This is a genomic window from Metabacillus herbersteinensis (assembly GCF_042433335.1).
Taxonomy (GTDB): Bacteria; Bacillota; Bacilli; order Bacillales; family Bacillaceae; genus Metabacillus; species Metabacillus herbersteinensis.
Map to the genome: position 1 here is coordinate 177748 of NZ_JBHLVO010000004.1, position 19764 is coordinate 197511.

The window sequence follows — 19764 nt, forward strand, 5'->3', positions numbered from 1 at the left end:
AAAGGGGGTCTACTCAGTGGCTAAAATCGGAATCTATGGATCTTCTTTTGATCCTATTACAAATGTACATTTATGGACTGCAAGTACGGTCGCACATCGAAGTAATTTAGATAAAGTCATCTTCTTACCTTGCTCAAACAAACGGAAAGATAAACGAATGAAAACAGAAGATGAACATCGTTGGAATATGGTTCAGCTTGCAATACATGGTAATGATAAATTTATTGCTGATAATTATGAAATGAACCAAGAAGCGTGGCAGATTACGACATATGAAACATTAAAACATTTTAAGAAGAAATATAAGGACGATGAAATTTATTTTATTATGGGTGCAGATCTTTTAGTAGACATCGGCGAGGGGAAGTGGGGACATGCTGACCTTCTCGTTCAGGAAAATAAATTTATTGTAATGGCTCGTGATGGGATTGATATGCTGAAAGCAATTAGCAAATCACCCGTTCTTCGTAATAACGATGATGGTCTGACGTTTCATTTACTCGACAAAGGGTTGGCAATGGAGATTAGTTCATCTTATATAAGGGAAGAATTCGCACTAGGTGGGGAACCAAGGTACCTTCTTCCGGGAAATTGTTATCAGTATATTAAAAAACACTCATTATATATTTAGGAGGGAAATTCAATGTCTTTACAACAGCAAATTATCCGCGAACTACAAGTAAAACCTACGATCAATTCTGAAGAAGAAATTCGTTATAGAATTGATTTTCTAAAAGAGTACTTGATTAAATCGAAAGCAAAAGGTTACGTTTTAGGAATTAGTGGTGGGCAAGATTCAACACTAGCAGGTAAATTAGCACAATTAGCTGTAGAAGAATTAAGGCAAGATGGATTTGATGCGTCGTTTACATCCATTCGTTTACCTTATAACACGCAAGCCGATGAAAAGGATGCCAGGTTAGCACTTGAATTTATTAACCCTGATGATTCGCTAATTTTTGATATTGCATCAACAGTAGATGAGTTTACGAATGCCTATAAACTTACAACTCAAAATACTTTAAGTGACTTTAACAAAGGGAATGTAAAAGCCAGAACACGTATGATTGCTCAATATGCTGTAAGTGGGGAAAGAAATTCATTAGTCATTGGAACTGACCATGCTGCCGAGGCAGTAACCGGGTTCTTCACTAAATATGGAGACGGCGGTGCAGATATACTCCCTTTAAGTGGTTTATCTAAACGCCAAGGTCGACAATTATTGATCGCACTTAGTGCGCCTGAACAGCTTTATAAAAAAATTCCTACTGCCGACCTTCTTGACAATAAACCACTCCAAGCAGATGAAACAGAGTTAGGAATTTCTTATGATGAACTAGATGATTATTTAGAAGGAAAACAAGTATCAAAAGAAGTAGCTCTTAAAATCGATGCACGTTACGCAGCAACACAGCACAAGCGAAACCTGCCAAGTACTATGTATGATAATTGGTGGAAATAATACAATACCAAAAACGCGACGTCCTGTCGCATATAACAGTGGAGGTTTTTTTGGATGGAAGGTGTTCTTTTATTAAATAAACCAGTTGGCATGACTTCACATGATTGTGTTGCGAAACTACGAAGACTCGCTAAAACTAAAAAGGTAGGTCACACTGGAACTTTAGACCCCGATGTAACAGGAGTGTTACCAATTTGCCTCGGGAGAGCAACAAAGATTGTTGAATATTTAACTGCTGAAACAAAAACGTATGAAGCAGAGGTGACGATCGGCTTTTCAACAACAACCGAAGATGCTTCTGGAGACATCGTTGAGAAAAAAGCTGTGGACAGAATAATCACACTCGATGAAATTGAATCTGTCTTCGATTCATTAAGAGGAGAAATAGAACAAGTCCCTCCGATGTATTCGGCAGTGAAAATTAACGGAAAAAAACTATATGAATATGCTCGAGCTGGAATTGTAATGGAGAGGCCGTCTAGGAAAATAAGCATTCACGAACTTACCTTATTATCTGATGTAACAACTTCAGATGAAACGGTAAAATTTAAATTTAGAACAACCTGCTCTAAAGGGACGTACATCCGAACTCTAGCTGTCATGATTGGTGAAAAATTAGGGTTTCCCGCTCATATGTCTTATCTAATTCGAACTAAATCTGGATCCTTCCACCTTGATCAATGCTTAACGTTTGAAGAAATTGAACAGCATCTTGAACATGGTACATTAGAAGGGCAACTCATTTCAATTGGGAGTGCTTTAAAAGATTTGCCGAAACTAATTATCCATGATACGCTAGCAGAGAAAGTCGAGAATGGTTCAGTTCTTCCTTTACCGAGTGAGTTTGAACACCTTGAGGTAGGCGCTCCAATTGTTTTATACAATGAAGATTCTGTATGTTTAGCTATTTACACAAAACATCCAGTAAAACAGCATGTAATGAAGCCTACCAAGGTATTAATAAATAAACAAAATTAACAATCGTTCTGTTTATAAGGAAAAGAGATTAAGAACGAGTCACCAGAGAAGACTTGTATGAAGAAAAAGGTGAAGTTGCCCGTGAAAATCATTAAGCTTTCTCATCCACATACTTATACGAGTGAGAAAACCCAAGAAATCGTTTTAGCGTTAGGATACTTTGATGGTGTGCACAAAGGTCACCAGCATGTTATCAACAAGGCGAAGGAAATAGCAATTGACAAAGGATCGAAAAGTGCAGTGATGACATTTGATCCACACCCATCTGTTGTATTGAGAAAAGATATTCAGCATGTCGAATACATCACACCACTCGAAGAGAAAATACGCATCATAGAACAGATGGAAATCGATATTCTGTTTGTCGTCGAATTCACTGAAGAATTTGCTGCTTTACTACCTCAGCAGTTTGTTGACTCTTACATAATTGGACTGCATGCAAAACATGTTGTTGCGGGATTTGATTTCTCATATGGTCGTTTAGGCAAAGGAACGATGGAGACCTTACCTTTTCATTCAAGAGGTGAGTTTACTCAATCAACCGTTGAGAAACAAACAGATCATGACCGGAAAATTAGTTCAACTCTTATTAGGGAAGTGTTAAGAAGTGGGGATGTTCATTATGCACAAACCTTGCTAGGTAGACCACATAATGTAACTGGAACAGTGATACACGGAGATAAACGTGGTCGGACAATTGGCTTTCCTACTGCAAATATTGACTTAACAGATTCATATATTCTACCCCCAACAGGTGTTTATGCTGTGAAAATTGCACTGGATGAAAAGGAATTCGAAGGTGTGTGCAATATCGGATATAAGCCAACCTTTAAGGATATAAAGGCAGATAGACCGTCTATTGAGGTACATATTTTTAATTTTGATGAACAAGTTTATGAGCAAAATGTAAGAATTTCTTGGTATAAAAGAATTCGAAGCGAGCAAAAGTTTACTAGCGTTGAAGAACTTGTGAAGCAAATAGGTCTGGATAAAGCTGCAGCAATAGAATTCTTTTTAACCAACAGCTGATAATTACTTGCTTTTAAAGAAAAAAAATAGTATTCTAATACATGTAACTTTATAACCATTGCTTGGCAATGCGATTCACCAACGCTTGCTCGGTAATTGGGGCTGTTAACACGAAGGAGGTGAACAGGATGGCAATCACTCAAGAACGTAAAAACGAACTAATCGCTAGCTACAAAACGCATGAAGCGGATACTGGATCTCCAGAAGTTCAAGTCGCTATCCTTACAGAGGACATTAATAGTTTAAACGAACATTTACGCGTTCACAAAAAAGATCACCACTCACGTAGAGGTCTTTTGAAAATGGTAGGTAGACGTCGTAACTTATTAACTTACCTACGTAATAAAGACGTAACACGTTATCGCGATCTAATCAACAAGCTTGGTTTACGTCGATAATCTTAAGAAAGCGGGAGAATTCCCGCTTTTTTAGTGTATTTAAAAATGTACATATCTATTGATATTAATTAGTTCATACTAGTTCATACTAATACATAACATCCATTTTACATATTAGATAAGAGAGGAGTTTTACGTATATGGGACAAAATAAACAAACCTTCTCCATAGACTGGGCTGGAAGACAGCTAACAGTTGAAGTTGGACAGCTTGCAAAACAAGCAAACGGCTCCGTTATGGTTCGTTATGGAGATACTGCTGTATTAAGTGCTGCTACAGCTTCAAAGGAAGCAAAACCATTAGACTTTTTCCCGTTAACAGTTAATTATGAAGAGCGACTTTACGCTGTGGGTAAAATCCCTGGAGGCTTTATTAAAAGAGAGGGTAGACCAAGTGAGAAGGCCATTCTTGCTAGTCGTCTAATTGATCGACCAATAAGACCGTTATTTGCTGATGGATTTCGTAATGAAGTTCAAGTAATCAGTATTGTAATGAGCGTAGATCAAAACTGTTCTTCTGAGATGGCTGCTATGTTCGGTTCATCATTAGCTCTATGTGTTTCAGATATCCCTTTCGAAGGTCCTATTGCAGGTGTCACTGTAGGACGTATTAATAATGAATTTGTTATAAATCCAACAGTTAGTCAACAAGACGAAAGTGATATCCATCTTGTCGTAGCGGGAACTAAAGATGCAATTAACATGGTTGAGGCTGGCGCTGATGAAGTACCTGAAGAAACAATGTTAGAAGCAATTATGTTTGGTCACAATGAAATTAAGCGATTAATTTCATTCCAAGAAGAAATTATTAGTCAAGTAGGTAAAGAAAAGCGTACGATTGAACTGTTTGAGCTTGATGTTGAACTAGTACAAGAAATTCGTGAATTTGCTGAGAAAGACTTGCTTCAAGCAATTCAAGTTCAAGAGAAGCATGCAAGAGAAGCTGCAATTACAGAAGTAAAAAAAGCAGTTATTGCGAAATATGAAGAGCAAGAAGCGGACGATAAAAAGTTAAAGCAAGTAAAACAGATCCTCTCGAAACTTGTTAAAGCGGAAGTTCGCCGTTTAATTACTGAAGAGAAAATTCGTCCAGATGGACGCAAACCAGATGAAATTCGTCCATTGTCTTCGGAAGTAGACTTTTTACCGCGTACACATGGATCAGGTTTATTTACACGAGGACAAACTCAAGCGCTTAGTATTTGTACTCTAGGTGCATTAGGGGATGTTCAAATCTTAGATGGCATAGGTATTGAAGAATCGAAGCGTTTTATGCATCATTATAACTTCCCACAATTCAGTGTTGGGGAGACTGGCCCCATTAGAGGACCAGGACGTCGTGAAATTGGACATGGAGCATTAGGTGAGAGAGCGCTTGAACCCGTTCTTCCTTCTGAAAAAGATTTTCCATATACAGTTCGATTGGTATCAGAAGTACTTGAATCAAACGGATCCACCTCACAAGCAAGTATTTGTGCAAGTACGCTCGCGATGATGGATGCGGGTGTTCCGATTAAGGCTCCTGTAGCTGGAATTGCAATGGGTCTTGTAAAATCTGGAGAACATTATTCTGTTTTAACTGATATTCAGGGAATGGAAGATGCACTCGGGGATATGGACTTTAAAGTTGCAGGTACTGCAAATGGTGTAACAGCATTGCAAATGGATATTAAGATTGATGGTCTTTCACGTGAAATTTTAGAAGAAGCTCTTCTTCAAGCGAAAAAAGGTCGTATGGAAATCTTAAAATCAATGTTAGCTACGCTATCAGAACCGAAAACTGAATTATCTCAGTATGCACCAAAGATCTTAACTATGAGTATCAATCCTGATAAAATTCGTGATGTCATTGGACCTAGCGGAAAACAAATTAATAAGATTATTGAAGAAACAGGCGTTAAAATCGATATTGAACAAGATGGAACAGTCTTTATTTCTTCGATTCATTCCGATATGAACCAAAAAGCGAAGAAAATTATTGAAGATTTAGTACGTGAGGTGCAAGTAGGCCAATTGTACTTAGGAAAAGTAAAACGCATTGAAAAATTTGGTGCTTTCGTAGAAGTCTTCAGTGGCAAAGATGGACTAGTCCACATTTCAGAGCTTGCAGAGGAACGTGTTGGTAAAGTAGAAGATGTTTTATCATTAGGTGATGAAATTCTCGTTAAAGTTACTGAAATAGATAAACAAGGTCGAGTGAATTTATCTAGAAAAGCTGTTTTAAAAGAGCAGAAAGAAAAAGAAGAGCAAAATTCATAAAAAACGGAGCCTGGGGAACCTGGCTTCTTTTTTAGTAACATCATAATTTATATAAATTTCAGACTTAGTGCCTAAGGCTGTTCAATGCGCTTGCGCTTTTGTCTAATTACATACTAACTGAATCTTAACTCTCGCATTAGTTCTACCTTGTCCCTTTTTTACATATTTTTTAGTAAAAAGGGGGAATTATATATGCAAAGGAAAATTCTACATCTTGCAGGTTTTCTCGTTGTTTTAACGATTAGTATAGGGTCGATTCAAAACCCGTTTACATCTTCATATGTTGATCAAGTTAAACAATCGGCTGTTACGGTTGCGAATTACCAGGATACCCTATATCAAGAGATTATCGAAAAATCGACTGAGTTCACAATTCCTGCTCAAGATGCTCATGTAGATAAAGTGTGGAAGGCCATACCTGGATATAATGGTCTTGAAGTCGATGTGGATGAATCATATAAAAACATGCAAAAAAAGGGAGAGTTTGCTGAAAACCTCCTTGTTTTCAGACAAGTGAAGCCTAAAGTTCATTTAGCTGACTTACCTGCTGAGCCAATTTATCGGGGCCACCCAGACAAGCCGATGGTTTCTTTTATCATCAATGTTGCATGGGGGAATGAATACATACCAGATATGCTTAATACCTTGAAAAAGCATCACGTAAAAGCAACTTTTTTCTTAGAAGGTAGATGGGTAAAGGAAAATTCTGAAATCGCAAAAATGATTGTAGATGCTGGACACGAAGTTGGAAATCACTCCTATACCCATCCTGATATGAGCAAACTCCCAACTGCTAGCATTCGAGAGCAACTAGTAAAAACAAATGAAGTAATTAAGGCAACAACAGACCAAACATCTACTTGGTTTGCCCCACCTAGTGGCAGCTATAGAGAAGAAGTGGTTGATATTGCAGATGAGATGGAAATGGGCACAATTATGTGGAGTGTTGATACGATTGATTGGCAAAAACCAGAACCACATGTCTTGGTTGAACGTGTTATGAAAAAAGTCCATAATGGTGCTATGATTTTGATGCATCCTACATCGTCAACAGCAGATAGCCTAGAAACGTTAATTTTGTCCATAAAAAAAAGTGGTTATTCATTTGGATCTGTAACAATGATGCTAGATGAAGAAAGAGTCATAGTAAATCGTAAGGTAAAAGTGAAGTGAATGGAATGATAGCATCAGATAGGAGGAACAGAATTGATCAAAAAGTATACGTGTCAAAATGGGGTAAGAATTGTACTAGAAAATATATCAACGGTAAGATCGGTTGCGATAGGGGTATGGATTGGTACTGGCTCTCGTAACGAGGATCAACAAAATAATGGCGTTTCTCACTTTTTAGAACATATGTTCTTCAAAGGGACAAAAACAAGATCTGCAAGAGAGATTGCAGAATCATTTGATAGTATTGGTGGGCAAGTTAACGCATTCACTTCTAAAGAATACACATGTTATTATGCAAAAGTACTTGATGACCATGCAAGTTACGCTTTGGATGTATTATCGGACATGTTTTTTCATTCGACGTTTGATGAAGACGAACTAAAAAAAGAGAAAAATGTTGTGTATGAAGAAATTAAGATGTACGAAGATACACCAGATGATATTGTTCATGATTTATTGAGTAAGGCTACATACGGAGATCATCCACTTGGTTACCCAATATTAGGTACAGAGGAAACGCTAAATTCGTTTAATGGTAATACATTACGCGAATATATGGAAAGAAACTATACACCAAGCAATGTTGTTATTTCTGTGGCTGGTAATGTATCAGAAAGCTTTATATCAGAGGTAGAGAAGCTTTTCGGCTCCTATGAAACAGCATATAAACAAGAAAAATATGAAAAACCTTCATTCTATGATAAAAAACTGTCTCGAAAAAAGGATACTGAACAAGCCCATCTCTGCATTGGTTTCAATGGATTAGAAGTTGGTCATAAAGATATCTATAGTTTAATTGTGTTGAACAATGTACTCGGAGGTAGTATGAGCAGCAGGTTGTTCCAGGATGTTAGAGAGCAAAAAGGGCTCGCTTATTCTGTTTTTTCATACCATTCCTCTTATGAAGATAATGGAATGTTAACCGTTTATGGTGGAACAGGTAGTAAGCAGTTAAATGTTTTATTTGAGACGATTCAAGAAACATTAGCTAAACTAAAAGGTGAGGGAATTACTACAAAAGAATTGACCAATAGTAAGGAACAAATTAAAGGGAACTTAATGCTTAGCTTAGAAAGCACCAATAGTCGAATGAGTCGTAACGGCAAAAATGAGCTATTACTAGGACGACACCGAACGCTTGATTCGATTATTGAAAAGGTAAATGAAGTAAGTGAGGTAAGTGTAAACACACTTGCAAAAGAAATATTTACAGATAACTATGCAGTTGCAGTAATTAGTCCAGACGAAAATCTTCCAGAGAAATTAGTATAACAAAAGCACTGGGTTCTGGATGCAAAAACGCCATCTCGGATAAAAAGGTTATTCTCTATTACCCACTATAAAAAGTAAGAATGCCTACAATTGTAGGCATTTTTTTGTACACCTAAACGATAAGATAGAAGATAGGTGCAAAAGGAGGAATGAACATGAGATTAAGCGAACTTAGTGGAAAAGAAATTGTTGATGTAAAAAGAGCAGAACGACTAGGAGTTCTGGGACAAACAGACTTAGAAATTAATGAGCAAACTGGCCAAATTACCTCCCTTATCATTCCCTCACTAAAATGGTTTGGTCTAAGAAAACAGGGCGAAGAAATTCGAGTTCCATGGCAACACATTAAAAAAATAGGAACAGAGATGATCATTTTAGACATACCTGATAAACAAATTGAGAAAATTGAATCTTAAGTTTACTTTTTTCAGAACAGTACTACTTGGGCAGATGAGGAGAACAAGTACCTCTTCTGCTTTTTTAAATTAACTCTTTTTATTAAGCGGCTTACCTCCATTTAAAAACCACTTTTCCCAACTGCCTTATCTTCCATTCACCCATATATTCATTTCTACATAGTATGTTGAAGTAAGTTATTTAAAGAAAACGAACTTTAGTCGACCACATGTCAAAAAAGAAGGTGAAAAACAGCATGTTAACAGGATTAAACATAGCTGTCATTGGAGGAGATGCTCGGCAGCTAGAAGTTATCCGAAAGCTAACGGAACTTGATGCTAAGCTTTCTCTCGTCGGTTTTGATCAATTAGACCATGGGTTTACAGGTGTAAATAAAACAAAATTAGTTGACGTTAAATTTAGTAGTTTAGATGCGATTATCTTACCTGTGCCAGGAACGAACCTTGAGGGCCTTGTTGATACAGTATTTTCAAATGAAGAGGTTGTGTTAACAGAAGAAATGGTGGCAAGTACCCCTCCCCATTGTGTGATATATTCTGGTATTACAAATTCATACTTAAACAAACTTGTTGATACAACAGGACGCAAATTAGTGCAACTGTTTGAACGAGATGATGTTGCCATCTATAATTCGATTCCTACTGTTGAAGGAACGATCATGATGGTTATTCAGCACACTGATATGACAATCCACGGTTCAAACGTAGCAGTCCTCGGTTTTGGTAGAGTTGGGATGAGTGTTGCAAGGACGTTCTCTGCATTGGGAGCTAAAGTAAAGGTTGGGGCAAGAAAGACTTCCCACCTTGCTCGAATTACAGAAATGGGTCTAGAGCCTTTTCTGCTAGATAATCTAGAAAATGAAGTTTCTGCTGTCGATGTGTGTATTAATACAATTCCATTTGAGATTGTAACAGCTAAGGTAATCTCTAAAATGCCAGCACACACGCTAATTGTAGATTTGGCATCTAAGCCGGGTGGAACAGATTTTCGTTATGCAGAAAAAAGAGGGATAAAAGCATTATTAGCACCTGGCTTGCCAGGTATTGTTGCCCCTAAGACAGCGGGTCAGATCGTCGCGAATGTACTCACGCAACTACTTTCAGAATTGCGTTCGAATCGAAAGGAGTCGTCTTCATGAGTGTTAAAGGAAAACGAATAGGGTTTGGTTTAACAGGATCACATTGCACATATGACGCAGTTTATCCACAAATCAAAAAGCTTGTTGACTTTGGAGCGGATGTAATGCCAGTCGTTACACACACTGTTAAAACGACAAATACTCGTTTTGGCAAAGGAGAGGATTGGATTGAAAGAATAGAAGAACTAACAGGTCATAAAGCAATTGATTCGATGGTTGGAGCAGAACCATTAGGGCCGAAAATCCCATTAGATTGTATGGTAATTGCTCCGTTAACAGGTAACTCAATGAGCAAATTTGCGAACGCTATGACTGATTCCCCCGTTTTAATGGCGGCAAAGGCTACTTTGAGAAACCAAAATCCTGTTGTATTGGGGATTTCTACAAACGATGCTTTGGGGTTAAATGGGATCAATTTAATGAGACTAATGGCAACAAAGAATATTTATTTCATTCCATTTGGTCAAGATGCACCAACTAATAAACCGAATTCAATGGTTGCTCGAATGGAGAATCTAATCGAGACAGTTGAAGCTGCACTAGAACACAAACAATTCCAACCTGTTATCATTGAAAAATTCTTAGATGAAAAATAAGATTATCTAGAGTCCTAAATGTCATCATAGATTCTTAAAAGCCCCTTTTTGTGCAGAAGTATTCTTAAAAATAGATGAAAAGATAGATGAAATTTTTTAAATCTTACGCCACATATGTGATAGAATATACGTATATGATGAAAGTTGGAAGGGGCCTAAAATTTATGGAGTCAAAAGGTTATCACGTAGCAGTCGTTGGAGCAACAGGGGCAGTAGGTCAACAAATGCTCCAAACTTTAGAAAGTCGTAATTTTCCTATTTCAAAACTAACTTTGCTTTCTTCTGAACGTTCAGCGGGAACAAAGATCTTCTATAAAAACGAAGAATATATAGTTAAAGCTGCAAAACCAGAAAGCTTTGAAGGTGTTCAAATTGCTTTGTTTAGTGCTGGTGGAAGTGTATCCAGGGAATTAGCTCCTGAAGCTGTTAAGCGTGGAGCCATTGTCATTGATAACACAAGTGCTTTTCGAATGGATGAAAATGTACCATTAGTTGTACCAGAGGTAAATGAAGAAGATCTTAAATTAAACAAAGGAATTATTGCTAATCCAAACTGTTCAACAATTCAAATGGTCGTTGCATTAGAACCACTTCGAAAAAATTATGGTTTACAAAAAGTAATTGTTTCGACATACCAAGCAGTCTCTGGAGCAGGAGTAGCTGCAATTAAAGAGCTGGAGCAACAATCTCAAGCAATCTTAAATGGAGAAGAATTCACTCCAAGTTTGCTACCTGTCAAAAATGATGAAAAGCATTATCAAATTGCATTTAATGTTATTCCTCAAATTGATACTTTCCAGGAAAATGGGTTTACATTTGAAGAAATGAAAATGATCAATGAAACAAAAAAAATAATGCATATGCCCGAATTGCAAGTCTCAGCAACATGTGTTCGTTTGCCAGTAGTAACAGGACATTCTGAATCAGTTTATATTGAAGTTGATAAACTGAATGTGACAGCTGATCAAGTGAAGCAGTTGCTACTTGAAGCTGATGGAGTAACTCTTCAGGATGACCCTGCCCAACAAATTTATCCAATGCCAGCGTATTGTGTAGGAAAGAATGATGTGTTTGTTGGACGTATTCGTAAGGACCTGGATCAAAGCAACGGATTTCATATGTGGATTGTATCTGATAATCTGTTAAAAGGTGCTGCATGGAATTCAGTACAAATTGCAGAAAGCTTAGTAAAACTAAAACTCGTCTAAAATTTAGATGAAAATCATAAATTAAATTGAATTAGTTATTGGTGCTGACAAGGCATGTCCACCATAAAGGTTTTAAGAAGAGAGTATGGTGCTATAGCCCATCTCTCTTCTCTTACGTCTATAGTAGAGGTGTTAGAATGAAGATTATTGTTCAGAAATTCGGTGGAACATCTGTAAGAGACGACCATGGCCGAAGCATGGCATATAACCATATAACTGAAGCACTACAAGATGGATATAAAGTCGTAGTCGTTGTGTCAGCTATGGGAAGAAAAGGTGAACCATACGCTACTGATACGTTATTAGGTTTGGTATATAAAAATTTAGATATGATTTCTATGAGAGAACAAGATATGCTTTTATCTTGTGGAGAAATTATCTCATCAGTTGTGTTTACAAGTATGTTAAATCAAAAAGGATTAAAAGCTGTTGCAATGAATGGTCGACAAGCAGGATTTATTACGAACGATGATCATACCAACGCGAAGATTCTTGAGATGAAATGTGATCGCTTAGTTGAAATGCTAACACAACAAGATGTCGTGGTAGTGGCTGGATTTCAAGGAGCATCAAGTGTGACTGGGGATATTACGACGATAGGCCGAGGAGGAAGCGACACCTCAGCGGCTGCTTTAGGTGCAGCTCTCGATGCAGAATATATTGATATTTTTACAGATGTAGAGGGAGTGATGACAGCAGACCCTCGGATCGTTGAAAATGCACGCCCACTCACAAACGTTACGTATACGGAGATTTGTAACCTTGCCTATCAAGGTGCAAAGGTCATTCATCCTCGTGCAGTCGAAATAGCGATGCAAGCAGAGATACCTATTAGGATAAGATCTACTTATTCTGATTCAAAGGGTACTTTGGTAAGTTCACACCATGATACAAACAAAGGCAGTGACGTCCACGAACGTCTCATAACTGGTATTGCCCATGTTCCAAATGTTACCCAAATTAAAGTAACAGCTAAAGAAGGTCAATACACTGTCCAGCAAGAGGTATTTAAGGCAATGGCCAAAAATGGAATAAGTGTCGATTTTTTTAATATTACGCCGAAAAGTGTTATTTACACCGTAACGGAAACTGTCACAGATTTAGCTGTTGATATTCTAGGTGAGTTAGGCTACAACCCAATTGTCACCAGACACTGTGCAAAAGTTTCCACAGTGGGTGCTGGAATAATGGGCGTTCCAGGTGTAACAGCGAAGATTGTTACAGCGCTTTCTGAACAAAATATTCAGATTTTACAATCAGCAGACAGTCATACAACAATATGGGTGTTAGTAAAAGAAAATGATATGATAAAAGCAGTAAATGCTTTACATGAAGCATTTGATCTATCAAAATAATAATGAATGAAATAACAAGGGGGGGATCACTCAGAAATGTTTTGCCCCTCTAACCTATAAAGGTCTAGTACAAGCCCCTAAAGGAGTGTAATTGAATGAGTTACTTTGGAAAAGTTTCAACAGCAATGGTTACACCGTTTGATAAAAATGGCAATATTGATTTTCATAAAACATCAATGCTGATCGACTACTTACTGAATCATGGCACAGATTCATTAGTTGTAGCGGGCACAACTGGTGAATCTCCAACATTATCATCAGAAGAAAAAATTGCACTTTTTAAATATGTTGTTACAGTAGTAAAGGGCAGAGTTCCTGTAATTGCTGGGACAGGGTCAAATAATACAAAAGCATCCATTGCTTTAACGAAAAAGGCTGAAGAAGCTGGTGTAGACGCAATTATGTTAGTCGCTCCGTATTACAATAAGCCGAGTCAAGAAGGCATGTATCAACACTTCAAAGCAATCGCAGAATCAACAAAACTCCCAGTCATGTTATATAATGTACCCGGAAGAAGTGCGGTGAATATGTCTGTAGACACTACAGTAAGGTTGGCTGGGATACCGAACATTGTTGCCATTAAAGAAGCGAGCGGTGACTTGGATGCTATGTCATTAATCATTAGCAAAACGCCTCTAGAATTCGAATTATATTCGGGTGATGACGGTTTGACAATACCTGCAATGTCAGTTGGAGCAGTTGGTGTTGTATCCGTAGCATCACATATTATTGGATCAGAGATGCAGGAAATGATCTCTGCGTTTGAAAATGGTCAATTCCAAGCTGCAGCAGAATATCACCGTTCATTGCTACCAATTATGAGGCAATTATTTGAAGCGCCAAACCCGGCACCTGTCAAAACAGCGTTGCAAGTAAAAGGTCTCGATGTAGGACCAGTTCGCTTACCCATACTTCCCTTAACCGAGCAGGAACGTACCAATTTAGTGAGTGTAATGAACACGCTAACGTAAGGTCTAAATTAATTAACCGTTTGATGAAAAGGAGAGAAGAAGGCTACTCAAATTCTGGTAGCCTTCTTTTTTATCGTTTGCAGCAATTATATAATTTTTGAACTGTGAATAGTTAGCATTTAAGGAAAATTATCTTGTATTATATTTCCTTAATCATGTATAATATATCTAAGTGACGTTGAACGGGTACATAATTAGGGAGGATTTTTACGTGAGTATGAATAAGACAGAAAATATTAAGATAATTGCCTTAGGGGGCGTTGGAGAAATCGGCAAAAATATGGTAGTAGTTGAAATCAATACCGATATTTTTGTCGTGGATGCAGGACTTATGTATCCAGAAAACGAAATGCTAGGCATCGATGCAGTAATACCTGATATTACATATTTAAAAGACAATGCAGATCGAGTTAGAGGGGTTATTTTAACACACGGCCATGATGAGAATATAGGAAGTCTCTATTATCTCTTAAACAGTTTACACATTCCGATTTACGGTACTAGGTTTACCCTTGCTTTAGTAAGCGAGAAGTTAAAAGAATATGGAATGAGAGATCACGTATTAGTAAAAGAAGTAGATAGCTCAACCGTTTTATCATTTGAAAGTACCGAAATTTCATTCTTCCGTACAAACCATAGTGTACCTGACTCTGTAGGTGTTAGTTTTGCTACATCGATGGGGGCGATTGTACATACAGGCGATTTTAAATTTGATCAAACGCCAATAGGTAATTCCTTTGCTGACATAGGAAAGATGGCAAGTATAGGTGGCGAAGGTGTTTTGTGCTTGCTTTCAGACAGTATTAACGCTGAAAAACCTGGATATTCAGGATCTGAAGCACTTGTTGGAGAGGAAATTTCGGACTGTTTATACAATGCAGATGGACGAGTAATCGTTGCTGTATTTGCTTCAAATATTAACAGAATCCAACAAGTTATCAACGCTGTAGAGAAGAATAATCGCAAACTCGCTATTGTTGGAAAAAACATCAAAAGTATAATAGATTTAGCAATCCAACTAGGATATATCTCAGTAACGAAAGACTTATTTATATCCGTAAATGAAATAGACAAGCATCCGAATCACGAGATTACTATATTAACCACTAGTAACCATGGTGAACCATTGTCCATTCTAACAAAAATGGCAAAGCAAGCCCACAAACAAGTAAATGTACATAAAGAAGATACTGTAATGATTGCAGCGACTCCTGTCCCTGGCCATGAATTAGTATTTTCAAGAACCATAGATATGTTGTTAAGAGCAGGAGCAAATGTGGTCTTTGGTCAAAAACAAATTCATGTCTCCGGTCATGGTAACCAGGAAGAATTAAAACTAATGTTGAATTTAATGAGGCCTAAACATTTCATTCCAATTCAAGGTGAGTTTAAAATGCAAAACGCACATGCAAAACTTGCTAAATCGATTGGAATTAGCAGTGAAAACATTCACCTTGTTGAAAAAGGGGAAGTTGTTGAATTCAAACAAAACGAAGTACGAAAAGGAGCAAAAGTTCCTGCAGGAAATATTTTGATTGATGGATTAGGTGTGGGTGATATTGGTAATATCGTCCTTCGTGATCGACGCTTGCTTTCAAGAGATGGAATTTTAATTGTCGTTGTATCTTTAGATAAACGTAATAAAAAGTTGGTCTCAGGACCTGAGATTATTTCACGGGGATTTGTCTACGTTCGTGAATCAGAAGCACTAATCGAAAAATCATCTGAGATTGTAAAAGATGTAGTCGAAAGGTGTATGACTAATCACGTGATTGAATGGTCTTCCTTAAAGCTGACAATTCGTGAATCTCTAAATCAATATCTATATGAACAAACAAAACGTCGTCCGATGATCCTGCCAATTATCATGGAAATCTAAAGAGCCCTTGTGGCTCTTTTTTCGAATGAAAAAATTTGTGTTGTAAATACTACAAACAGAATCATTCGAAAGGAAGGATACGATGAAAAAAAATGAACAATACATACAAGAGGAATCATCTCACAATGAGGGTTCGGATAAGCAAGAGAATAAAGAGAGTTCATTAGTTGAGAAAATTCAACAACTCGGACAAACGAATGTGCCTCAAATGACTCCTGATACAAAGATCCACTGTTTAACGATTGTTGGCCAAATTGAAGGGCATATTCAATTACCACCGCAAAATAAAACAACAAAATATGAACACGTGATACCGCAAATTGTAGCTATTGAACAAAATCCCAATATCGAAGGTCTTCTCGTTATTTTAAACACAGTTGGTGGGGATGTTGAAGCTGGTCTAGCGATTGCTGAAATGCTTGCCTCTCTATCTAAGCCAACTGTTTCAATTGTATTAGGTGGCGGCCATTCAATTGGCGTACCAATCGCTGTTTCATGTAATCATTCTATTATTGCTGAAACTGCAACAATGACCATCCATCCTGTTCGGTTAACAGGCTTAGTTATCGGTGTTCCTCAGACGTTTGAATACCTTGATAAAATGCAGGATCGAGTTATAAATTTTGTTACAAAGCATTCGAACATAAGTGAAGAAAAGTTTAAGGAATTAATGTTCTCAATGGGCAATTTAACAAGAGACATTGGAACAAATGTAGTGGGTGGAGATGCAGTAGAATACGGACTAATTGATGAAGTTGGCGGAGTGGGTCAAGCAATCAAAAAGTTGAATCAGATGATTGAACACTCATCAGAAAAAGCAAAGAAGCAGATGCTACAATGATTCTATATACCATGATGCCTAATGAGTTAATTTATCCAACTGCCGATAATATATTTGAAAAACAATCAATCGTTTCTCACAATGGAGTAGAATTACTTGTCCAACAAACAGAAAATAGCCAATATGAAATCATTCGGGTCTTAAGTAGCGATCCGAATCATTACCTAAATCAACAATATTGTCCCGGTCAAAAACTTTCGGGCGACTTATGTCAATTCTACCAATGAACTAAAAGAGTGTGCTATAATTAATCATACGAACATCTATTTGGCAGCCTGCATTCGGCTGCTTTATTTGTTTTAATACTATCTTACATAGGTGATATGATGGCAAAACGGAAACGGAAACAAAAAAGGAATACGGACTGGAAAAGAACATTAACATATGAGCTGACGGGTTTAGTTTTGCTTGCAATCACTTTCATTGCAATTGCGAATTTAGGATTTGTTGGGAGTACCTTTGTACACCTGTTTCGTTTTTTTAGCGGTGAATGGTATATGCTATTTTTGATTGGTATGGTCATTTTTTCGATCTATTTGATATGGAAACGTTCAATACCTTCACTGTTCTCAAGACAATTGGTCGGTGTTTATTGTATAACCTCAAGCATTTTATTATTAAGCCATGTGACGTTATTCAACATGCTTTCAAACGATGGTGCTTTTGCATCTCCGAGTGTGATTTCAAATACAATGGAGTTATTTTGGCTTGACGTTAATGGAGAAACTAGAACACCTGATTTAGGAGGAGGAATGATCGGAGCACTTTTATTTGCGGCTTCCTATTATTTATTCGCAGAAGCAGGTTCTAGAATGATTTCAATTGTCTTAATTGTGATAGGTATTCTTCTTATCACAGGTCGTTCGCTTCAAGCGACTTTAGCAAAAGTGTTAATTCCGATTGGTAGCTTCACAAAAAATCAAACGTTAGCATTTATAGAAGATATGAAGAATCTCCCTGCAACAATAAAAAATGCACAAAAGAATAAGCAAGTTAAGAAAGATCGAGAGAAGAAAACGAAGAAAAAAACAGATCAGCAGCATGAGAATGATGAAGAGGAAGAGACAATTGGTGTTGAGCCAATCATCTCAAACTTCTCTGATCGAAATGACGCACCTTTACAAGAGATGATCATTAATACGATGGATTCACCAAAGGTAGACAAGTCAGAAGATAGAATGGCGACTAAAGATCAACCTATAGCGCAAGAACTAGTGCAACCAATGGCATTCGTAGAAGTGGAGAACAAAGCCTATCAGCTACCACCCATTGAAATATTATCTAGTCCCAAGCATAATAGTCAGCAAACAGATAAGAAAAACATTTATGAAAATGCACGTAAGTTAGAAAAAACATTTCAAAGTTTTGGTGTAAAAGCAAAGGTAACACAAGTTCATTTAGGACCTGCTGTAACAAAATATGAAGTGTATCCAGATGTCGGTGTAAAAGTGAGTAAAATTGTTAATTTAAGTGACGACTTGGCACTTGCACTCGCCGCAAAGGATATTCGGATAGAAGCACCTATTCCAGGTAAATCAGCGATTGGGATCGAAGTCCCCAATGCAGAAATAGCAGTGGTTTCTTTACGTGAAGTTCTTGAATCAAAAGCAAATGATCGTCCGGATGCAAAGCTATTAATCGGGTTAGGAAGAGATATAAGTGGAGATGCAGTTCTAGGAGAACTGAATAAAATGCCACATTTATTAGTTGCTGGGGCAACTGGCAGTGGGAAAAGTGTTTGTATCAATGGAATTATTACCAGTATCTTAATGCGTGCAAAACCACACGAAGTAAAAATGATGATGATTGATCCTAAGATGGTCGAGCTTAACGTTTATAATGGTATTCCACATTTACTGGCACCTGTTGTTACAGATCCTAAGAAAGCTTCTCAAGCTTTGAAAAAGGTAATTAATGAAATGGAACGTAGATATGAGCTTTTCTCACATAGTGGTACAAGAAACATAGAAGGTTATAATGACACTATTAAGCGTATTAATCGTGAAGAAGGAGAGAAACAACCAGAATTACCTTATATTGTTGTCATAGTCGATGAATTAGCTGATTTGATGATGGTTGCTTCTTCTGATGTAGAGGATTCGATCACAAGATTATCTCAAATGGCGCGTGCTGCTGGAATTCATCTCATTATCGCGACTCAACGGCCTTCTGTCGACGTCATTACAGGGGTAATCAAAGCGAATATACCATCTAGAATTGCGTTTAGTGTTTCATCTCAAATCGACTCGAGAACGATTCTTGATATGGGCGGAGCAGAAAAATTGTTAGGTCGCGGAGATATGTTGTACCTTCCAGCAGGTGCCTCCAAACCGGTTCGTGTTCAAGGTGCTTTTTTAACTGACGAAGAAGTCGAAAAAACAGTCAATTACGTAATCTCACAACAGAAAGCTCAGTATCAAGCAGAAATGATTCCGACCGAAATGCCTGAAGTGACTGAAGTGGTGGAAGATACTCTCTATGGTGATGCTGTTCAGCTAGTTATTGAAATGCAAACAGCATCTGTGTCCATGTTGCAACGTCGTTTCCGAGTGGGTTATACGAGAGCAGCAAGGTTAATTGACGCGATGGAACAAAGAGGTGTTGTTGGGCCATATGAAGGTAGTAAACCTCGTGAAGTTTTACTTACAAAAGATCAGCATGAAGAATTAACCTCATGAAATAGTTGACTTATTACTTCTATATTCGATTCATTCGCTAAAATTCCTTAGGCTTTAAAAGGGATTTTAGCGATTGGTCGTTCTATTGATTATTTTAGTTTACATAACATA

18 protein-coding genes are annotated in these 19764 nt (G+C 37.4%); all 18 read left to right on the forward strand.

The window, feature by feature from the left end:
- Positions 1–16: 16 nt before the first annotated feature.
- The 18 genes from nadD to ACFFIX_RS07845 all read left to right on the forward strand — a co-directional run bounded on the left by nadD (position 17) and on the right by ACFFIX_RS07845 (position 19653).
- Positions 17–631 carry a nicotinate (nicotinamide) nucleotide adenylyltransferase gene (nadD, locus tag ACFFIX_RS07760; RefSeq protein WP_378932235.1) on the forward strand — a complete coding sequence of 205 codons (615 nt, stop codon included), beginning with the start codon at positions 17–19 and terminating at the stop codon, positions 629–631.
- Between the two features lie 12 nt (positions 632–643).
- Positions 644–1462 carry an NAD(+) synthase gene (nadE, locus tag ACFFIX_RS07765; protein WP_378932236.1) on the forward strand — a complete coding sequence of 273 codons (819 nt, stop codon included), beginning with the start codon at positions 644–646 and terminating at the stop codon, positions 1460–1462.
- Between the two features lie 54 nt (positions 1463–1516).
- The gene (gene truB / locus ACFFIX_RS07770; protein WP_378932237.1) at positions 1517–2440 is read left to right on the forward strand and encodes a tRNA pseudouridine(55) synthase TruB; all 924 of its coding nucleotides are present in this window, start codon (positions 1517–1519) and stop codon (positions 2438–2440) included.
- 81 nt (positions 2441–2521) lie between these two features.
- Positions 2522–3469, forward strand: coding sequence for a bifunctional riboflavin kinase/FAD synthetase (gene ribF, locus ACFFIX_RS07775; RefSeq protein WP_378932431.1), 948 nt, complete (start codon positions 2522–2524; stop codon positions 3467–3469).
- A gap of 128 nt (positions 3470–3597) precedes the next feature.
- A complete protein-coding gene (rpsO, locus tag ACFFIX_RS07780; RefSeq protein ID WP_378932238.1) occupies positions 3598–3867 on the forward strand; it encodes a 30S ribosomal protein S15 in 270 nt (89 codons plus the stop codon).
- Between the two features lie 140 nt (positions 3868–4007).
- Positions 4008–6125: a polyribonucleotide nucleotidyltransferase gene (gene pnp, locus ACFFIX_RS07785; protein WP_378932239.1), complete on the forward strand. Its 2118-nt coding sequence runs from the start codon at positions 4008–4010 to the stop codon at positions 6123–6125.
- Positions 6126–6317: 192 nt separating this feature from the next.
- Complete coding sequence (locus ACFFIX_RS07790; protein ID WP_378932241.1) at positions 6318–7298, forward strand: polysaccharide deacetylase family protein; 981 nt, start codon at positions 6318–6320, stop codon at positions 7296–7298.
- Between the two features lie 33 nt (positions 7299–7331).
- Positions 7332–8570 carry a M16 family metallopeptidase gene (locus ACFFIX_RS07795; protein ID WP_378932242.1) on the forward strand — a complete coding sequence of 413 codons (1239 nt, stop codon included), beginning with the start codon at positions 7332–7334 and terminating at the stop codon, positions 8568–8570.
- A 155-nt stretch (positions 8571–8725) separates the two neighbouring features.
- Positions 8726–8986 (forward strand): YlmC/YmxH family sporulation protein, encoded by a 261-nt coding sequence (locus ACFFIX_RS07800; RefSeq protein ID WP_378932244.1) that lies wholly within the window; start codon positions 8726–8728, stop codon positions 8984–8986.
- Positions 8987–9222: 236 nt separating this feature from the next.
- Positions 9223–10125 carry a dipicolinic acid synthetase subunit A gene (gene dpaA, locus ACFFIX_RS07805; protein ID WP_378932433.1) on the forward strand — a complete coding sequence of 301 codons (903 nt, stop codon included), beginning with the start codon at positions 9223–9225 and terminating at the stop codon, positions 10123–10125.
- Positions 10122–10721, forward strand: coding sequence for a dipicolinate synthase subunit B (gene dpaB / locus ACFFIX_RS07810; protein WP_378932246.1), 600 nt, complete (start codon positions 10122–10124; stop codon positions 10719–10721). The genes dpaA and dpaB overlap by 4 nt, the downstream gene beginning before the upstream one ends.
- A gap of 164 nt (positions 10722–10885) precedes the next feature.
- The gene (gene asd, locus ACFFIX_RS07815) at positions 10886–11929 is read left to right on the forward strand and encodes an aspartate-semialdehyde dehydrogenase (protein WP_378932248.1); all 1044 of its coding nucleotides are present in this window, start codon (positions 10886–10888) and stop codon (positions 11927–11929) included.
- A 137-nt stretch (positions 11930–12066) separates the two neighbouring features.
- Complete coding sequence (gene dapG, locus ACFFIX_RS07820) at positions 12067–13284, forward strand: aspartate kinase (protein ID WP_378932250.1); 1218 nt, start codon at positions 12067–12069, stop codon at positions 13282–13284.
- A gap of 95 nt (positions 13285–13379) precedes the next feature.
- Positions 13380–14255, forward strand: coding sequence for a 4-hydroxy-tetrahydrodipicolinate synthase (gene dapA, locus ACFFIX_RS07825; RefSeq protein WP_378932252.1), 876 nt, complete (start codon positions 13380–13382; stop codon positions 14253–14255).
- Between the two features lie 211 nt (positions 14256–14466).
- The gene (locus ACFFIX_RS07830; RefSeq protein WP_378932253.1) at positions 14467–16134 is read left to right on the forward strand and encodes a ribonuclease J; all 1668 of its coding nucleotides are present in this window, start codon (positions 14467–14469) and stop codon (positions 16132–16134) included.
- 82 nt (positions 16135–16216) lie between these two features.
- A complete protein-coding gene (locus ACFFIX_RS07835; protein ID WP_378932255.1) occupies positions 16217–16975 on the forward strand; it encodes a ClpP family protease in 759 nt (252 codons plus the stop codon).
- Positions 16972–17202, forward strand: a complete 231-nt coding sequence (locus ACFFIX_RS07840; protein ID WP_378932257.1) for a YlzJ-like family protein — start codon at positions 16972–16974, stop codon at positions 17200–17202. The genes ACFFIX_RS07835 and ACFFIX_RS07840 overlap by 4 nt, the downstream gene beginning before the upstream one ends.
- A gap of 99 nt (positions 17203–17301) precedes the next feature.
- Positions 17302–19653 carry a DNA translocase FtsK gene (locus ACFFIX_RS07845; protein WP_378932258.1) on the forward strand — a complete coding sequence of 784 codons (2352 nt, stop codon included), beginning with the start codon at positions 17302–17304 and terminating at the stop codon, positions 19651–19653.
- The last annotated feature ends 111 nt before the right edge of the window (positions 19654–19764 follow it).